This is a genomic window from Bacillus sp. MUM 116, assembly GCF_001866655.1.
Taxonomy (GTDB): Bacteria; Bacillota; Bacilli; order Bacillales; family Cytobacillaceae; genus Neobacillus.
This window is the reverse complement of sequence record NZ_MLYR01000169.1, coordinates 1-5,685: the sequence shown is the minus strand read 5'-3', so window position 1 is coordinate 5,685 and position 5,685 is coordinate 1. Positions and strand designations below refer to the sequence as shown.

The 5,685-nt window shown below is 40.3% G+C and carries 6 protein-coding genes; all 6 read left to right on the top strand.

Going from position 1 to position 5,685, the window contains the following annotated elements:
• The first annotated feature begins 183 nt into the window (after nt 1–183).
• Nucleotides 184–432: a YlmC/YmxH family sporulation protein gene (locus BIV60_RS27180; RefSeq protein WP_071358784.1), complete on the top strand. Its 249-nt coding sequence runs from the start codon at nt 184–186 to the stop codon at nt 430–432.
• Nucleotides 433–603: 171 nt separating this feature from the next.
• Complete coding sequence (gene dpaA / locus BIV60_RS27175; RefSeq protein WP_071358783.1) at nt 604–1,506, top strand: dipicolinic acid synthetase subunit A; 903 nt, start codon at nt 604–606, stop codon at nt 1,504–1,506.
• Nucleotides 1,503–2,102 carry a dipicolinate synthase subunit B gene (locus BIV60_RS27170; protein ID WP_071358782.1) on the top strand — a complete coding sequence of 200 codons (600 nt, stop codon included), beginning with the start codon at nt 1,503–1,505 and terminating at the stop codon, nt 2,100–2,102. Before dpaA ends, BIV60_RS27170 begins: the two co-directional genes overlap by 4 nt.
• A 173-nt stretch (nt 2,103–2,275) precedes the next feature.
• Entirely contained in the window at nt 2,276–3,331 is a 1,056-nt protein-coding gene (gene asd, locus BIV60_RS27165; protein WP_071358781.1) for an aspartate-semialdehyde dehydrogenase, read from the top strand.
• 35 nt (nt 3,332–3,366) lie between these two features.
• On the top strand, nt 3,367–4,611 hold the full coding sequence (dapG, locus tag BIV60_RS27160; protein WP_071358780.1) for an aspartate kinase: 1,245 nt from the start codon (nt 3,367–3,369) through the stop codon (nt 4,609–4,611).
• 73 nt (nt 4,612–4,684) lie between these two features.
• On the top strand, nt 4,685–5,557 hold the full coding sequence (gene dapA, locus BIV60_RS27155; protein ID WP_071358779.1) for a 4-hydroxy-tetrahydrodipicolinate synthase: 873 nt from the start codon (nt 4,685–4,687) through the stop codon (nt 5,555–5,557).
• Nucleotides 5,558–5,685 lie beyond the last annotated feature (128 nt).

Below are 5,685 nucleotides of genomic sequence, written 5' to 3'. Positions count from 1 at the left end.
GGAAAAAATGAACTGCTTTTTTCCTAGGTTGCTTAGGCCCTGACGATGAAGTCAAAGAACGACTTCACCGAAGGGCCTAAAGCACTATGCCCGAGGCTGAACAATGCGCTTCCGATTTCTTGTTCTATAATGGGACTTCCTTTTATACACTAGTATAAAGTGAAGTGAAGGGAGTCCGTATTGATGAGACTGAGTGAGTTAAGCGGGAAGGAAATTGTTGACGTAAAAAAGGCGGAGCGACTTGGAGTACTTGGTCAGACGGATCTTGAAATCAATGAGGGAACGGGCCAAATTCAAGCTCTTCTCATCCCATCTCTAAAATGGTTTGGTTTCCGCAAACAAGGAGAAGAAATTAGAGTTCCATGGAATCATATTAAAAAAATTGGAACTGACATGATTATTATTGATATTCCTGAAGAGGAACCAGAATAAAAAAGTAAAATAGTAAGAGAAGCCCAAGCAAATGAATATTTGCTTGGGCTTTTTTTAATGATCTGAAGAGGAATAACTCACAGATTGATGTTCTCCTACATAAGATGTTGAAGTGAATAGAGAAAACTGAATTCCGAATAGGATTTTTTTAAAAAGAAGGTGAATGTTTTCATGCTGACAGGGATGCAGATAGCCGTAATCGGTGGTGATGCAAGACAGCTGGAAATTATCCGGAAGTTAACCGAGCTAGATGCCAGATTATCGCTCATTGGCTTCGAACAGCTTGACCACGCCTTTACTGGTGCTGTTAAGGAAAAGTTGGAAGAGGTAGATTTTTCTGCAGTGGATGTCCTTATCTTACCTGTTCCCGGTACAAATTTAGAAGGACAGGTTGAAACAATCTTTTCAAATGAAAAGGTTATTTTAACAGAAGATATGCTCTTTAAGACACCTGAACACTGTGTAATTTACTCAGGGATAAGCAATGCCTATTTAAATGAAATGACAACAAAATCGAAACGAAAACTGGTCCAACTGTTTTCAAGGGATGATGTTGCCATCTATAATTCGATTCCAACTGTTGAAGGGACGATTATGATGGCCATCCAGCATACAGATTATACCATCCATGGCTCAAATATTACGGTTTTGGGCCTGGGAAGATGCGGAATGAGCACAGCCCGAGCTTTTCATGCTCTTGGTGCAAAGGTTAAAGTAGGTGCCCGAAAAAGCGAGCATCTTGCCAGAATAACTGAAATGGGAGTCACTCCCTTTCATTTAAGCAATCTTGTGAAAGAAGTAACCGATACCGATATATTAATCAATACCATCCCGTATCCAGTAGTTAGTGCGGCGGTGATCTCAAAGCTTCCTGCCCATACACTGATTATTGATATTGCTTCCAAACCCGGAGGAACTGATTTTAGATATGCGGAAAAGAGGGGAATAAAGGCATTGCTCGCACCAAGTTTACCTGGGATTGTAGCTCCTAAAACTGCCGGATTAATTCTCGCAGACGTGCTTACACAATTACTCCAAGATGACCTATTAAACAGAAAGGGGAAAGAAAGATGAGTTTAAACGGAAAAAGAATCGGCTTTGGATTAACGGGGTCACATTGTACGTATGATGCGGTATTTCCGGAAATTGAAAGATTGGTGCAAGCAGGTGCAGAAGTCGTTCCAGTAGTATCCTATACAGTAAAAAATACCGACACTCGTTTTGGAAATGGGGAGGATTGGGTTAAAAGAATTGAAGACTTAACCGGGAATAAGGCCATTGATTCAATTGTTAAAGCGGAACCCTTAGGACCAAAAATGCCTCTGGACTGTATGGTCATTGCTCCATTAACAGGCGTATCCATGAGTAAATTCGCAAATGCGATGAATGATAGTCCCGTCCTAATGGCTGCAAAAGCGACACTAAGGAATCTTAAACCGGTTGTCCTTGGAATTTCTACGAACGATGCTTTAGGGTTAAATGGGGTAAATTTAATGAGGCTAATGGCTACCAAACATATTTATTTTATTCCATACGGGCAAGATGATCCAGTTAAAAAGCCGAATTCAATGGTAGCTAGAATGACCATGTTAATGGAAACCGTGGAATCGGCAATTGAAGGAAAACAAATTCAACCCGTACTGGTTGAGAGATTTCGTGATGATGAATAATTATTCCCTTCAATCGTATTGAAAATGGTTATTTCTTTCATGGGAATATGTTAGAATAAATAAATAATTCAAATGCTGGAGATTTTTTTCCTCTCCTTGCGAATTAATTATACACAAAAAGATTATTTCCAAAAGAAATAACCGGATAAGAGATTGAAAGGGGTCTTTAAGAAATGAGTCAGCAAAGCGGATTTAACGTCGCAGTAGTCGGAGCAACAGGAGCAGTTGGGCAGCAGATGATCCAAACCTTAGTAAAGGAAAATTTCCCTTACAAGCAATTATTATTATTGTCTTCCAGTCGTTCAGCAGGTCAAAGAGTCGTTGTGAACGGAGAAGAATATACGGTTCAAGAAGCAAAGCCTGAAAGCTTTGAGGGTATTGATATTGCTTTATTTTCGGCTGGAGGCAGTGTTTCAAAAGAACTTGCGCCGGAAGCTGTTAAACGCGGTGCAATCGTTGTCGATAATACCAGTGCATTCAGAATGGATGCTGATAAACCATTGGTGGTACCGGAAGTGAATGAAGCAGACTTGCATCAAAATAACGGGATTATTGCGAATCCAAACTGTTCAACCATCCAAATGGTTGTAGCTCTAGAACCAATTAGAGAAAAATTCGGTTTGAAGAAAATTATTGTTTCCACTTATCAAGCCGTTTCAGGTGCGGGTGCTAAAGCAGTGCAAGAATTAATGGATCAAACGAAATCTATTTTGGCAGATGAACCAGTTGAGCCCAAAATATTACCAGTGAGTAGTGATGAAAAGCATTATCAAATTGCTTTTAATGCTATTCCGCAAATTGATAAATTCCAAGAAAATGGTTTTACTTTTGAAGAAATGAAAATGATCAATGAAACGAAAAAAATTATGCACTTACCAGAATTAGCTGTATCGGCAACATGCGTACGACTTCCGGTTGCGGTGGGACACTCTGAGTCTGTTTATTTTGAAATTGACCAAGAAGGTGTAAGTGCAGAAGAGATTAAAGCATTATTGAAAGATGCACCAGGCGTTATTTTACAAGATGATCCAGAAAACCAAGTATATCCAATGCCTGCAGATTGCGTTGGAAAAAATGATGTTTTTGTAGGACGTATCCGCAAAGATTTAGATGAAGATCGTGGCTTCCATATGTGGGTAGTTTCCGATAATTTACTAAAAGGTGCAGCTTGGAACTCCGTACAAATTGCACAAAGTTTAGTAAAGCTTGGGTTAGTTAAAGAAAAATAAAAGTTTTCATAAAAAGGCAGGTTTTGAATGTCAACATGAAAATTATAGTACAAAAATTTGGAGGGACATCTGTCAGGGATGAAAAAGGCAGGAAGCATGCAAGGATTCATATCGAAAAGGCATTACAAGACGGTTATAAGGTAGTCGTAGTGGTTTCAGCAATGGGAAGAAACGGGGATCCATATGCAACGGATACCCTTCTCTCCTTAATTGGAGGAAATAACAGTAAAATCAGTAAACGTGAACAAGATTTGCTCATGTCCTGCGGCGAGGTAATTTCCAGTGTAGTTTTCACGAACATGCTGCTCGAGTCTGGAATTAACGCTATTGGATTAACCGGTGCCCAGGCAGGTTTCCGTACAAATAATGACTATTCGAATGCAAAAATCGTCGATATGAAATGTGACCGCCTTTTAAGAGAATTGGAACATTCAGATGTAGTGGTTGTGGCAGGATTCCAGGGAGCAGCCAAAAATGGGGATATCACAACCATTGGGCGCGGCGGAAGTGATACCTCTGCCGCAGCATTGGGTGCTGCTCTGAATGCAGAATGGATTGATATTTTTACCGATGTAGAAGGAATTATGACGGCCGATCCGCGAATAGCCGAAAATGCAAGGCCGCTTTCGGTTGTTACGTATACCGAGGTTTGCAATATGGCCTATCAGGGGGCAAAAGTAATTCATCCAAGAGCAGTAGAAATAGCAATGCAATCAAAGATTCCCATTCGCATCCGCTCAAATTATTCTGAAAGTCTTGGGACTCTAGTTACCACTTTAAATAAAGAAAATCGCGGCAGTGATATTAAAGAACGGATTGTTACCGGAATCGCTCATGTTTCCGATGTGACGCAAATCAAGGTGTTTGCCAAAAAAGATCAATACTATTTGCAAGCCGAGGTTTTTAAGGCGATGGCAAATGAAAATATTAGTGTTGATTTTATAAATATCTCCCCAAACGGTGTTGTATATACTGTAACAGATGAAATGACAGATAAGGCAATTAAAATATTACATGATTTGGGTCATGAACCGGTCGTTGAACGTCACTGTGCAAAGGTTTCCGTTGTGGGGGCAGGAATTGCCGGTGTCCCTGGGGTGACCTCCAAAATCGTAACATCGTTATCAGACCATGGAATAAGAATTTTGCAGTCGGCTGATAGCCATACTACCATTTGGGTTCTCGTTAAACAAGAAGACTTAGTCAAATCAGTCAATGCACTGCATGATGCATTTCAATTGGAAGTAGAAGCAATGGAAGTGTATCGGAATGAAATGTAAGGGTTAATCGTATGAGGCATTGGAATCGAATAGACTTATTCTAACGGGCATTCACATGGAAGGAGCGGGAAAATTGGTTCATTTCGGTCGAGTTTCGACGGCGATGGTGACTCCTTTTGACAAAAAGGGGCATGTTGATTTTTCAAAGACCACTCAATTAGTCAATTATTTAATTGAAAACGGCACTGATTCACTTGTGGTTGCAGGCACTACAGGTGAATCTCCTACATTGTCAAAAGAAGAAAAACTTGCTTTATTTGCTCATGTAGTGAAAGTTGCTGCCAAGAGAGTTCCGGTCATCGCCGGAACCGGCAGTAATAATACGTACGCATCTATTGAACTAACCAAAAAAGCAGAAGAACTTGGCATCGATGCAATAATGGTTGTGGCCCCATACTATAATAAACCAAATCAAGAGGGATTATATCAGCATTTTCAAGCTGTAGCTGAGGCAACTTCCCTTCCGGTTATGGTTTACAATGTTCCAGGAAGATCCTCTGTTAATGTGCTACCAGAAACAATTATTCGCCTATCACAAATTCCAAATATTGTCGCAGTAAAAGAAGCGAGCGGAGACCTAAATGCAATGACTCATATCATCGCTAATACAGATGAAAACTTTGTTTTATACAGCGGTGATGATGGGTTAACCTTGCCAGTGTTGTCGATTGGCGGTGCCGGTATCGTTTCGGTTGCATCCCATATCATTGGAAATGAAATACAAGATATGATAAAAGCGTATTTTGATGGGGATCATTGGAAAGCGGCGAAGCATCATCAGCAATTGCTTCCAATTATGCAAGGATTATTTGCGGCACCAAGCCCCGGTCCGGTTAAAACAGCCCTGCAGCTCAATGGTTTGGATGTTGGTTCAGTAAGGCTCCCATTAGTCCCACTAACCGAACAGGAACGGGCCAGACTCAAGACTATTTTAAAAAAGAATTAATTTTTCAAAAAAACCAATCGAGTTGATTGGTTTTTTATTTTTATTTAAGAATTTATAAATTGCTTTGTGAATTGTCCAGCGCAAGTGTCCTGCCCCTCGAGGGAAAAAATGAACTGCTTTTTTCCTAG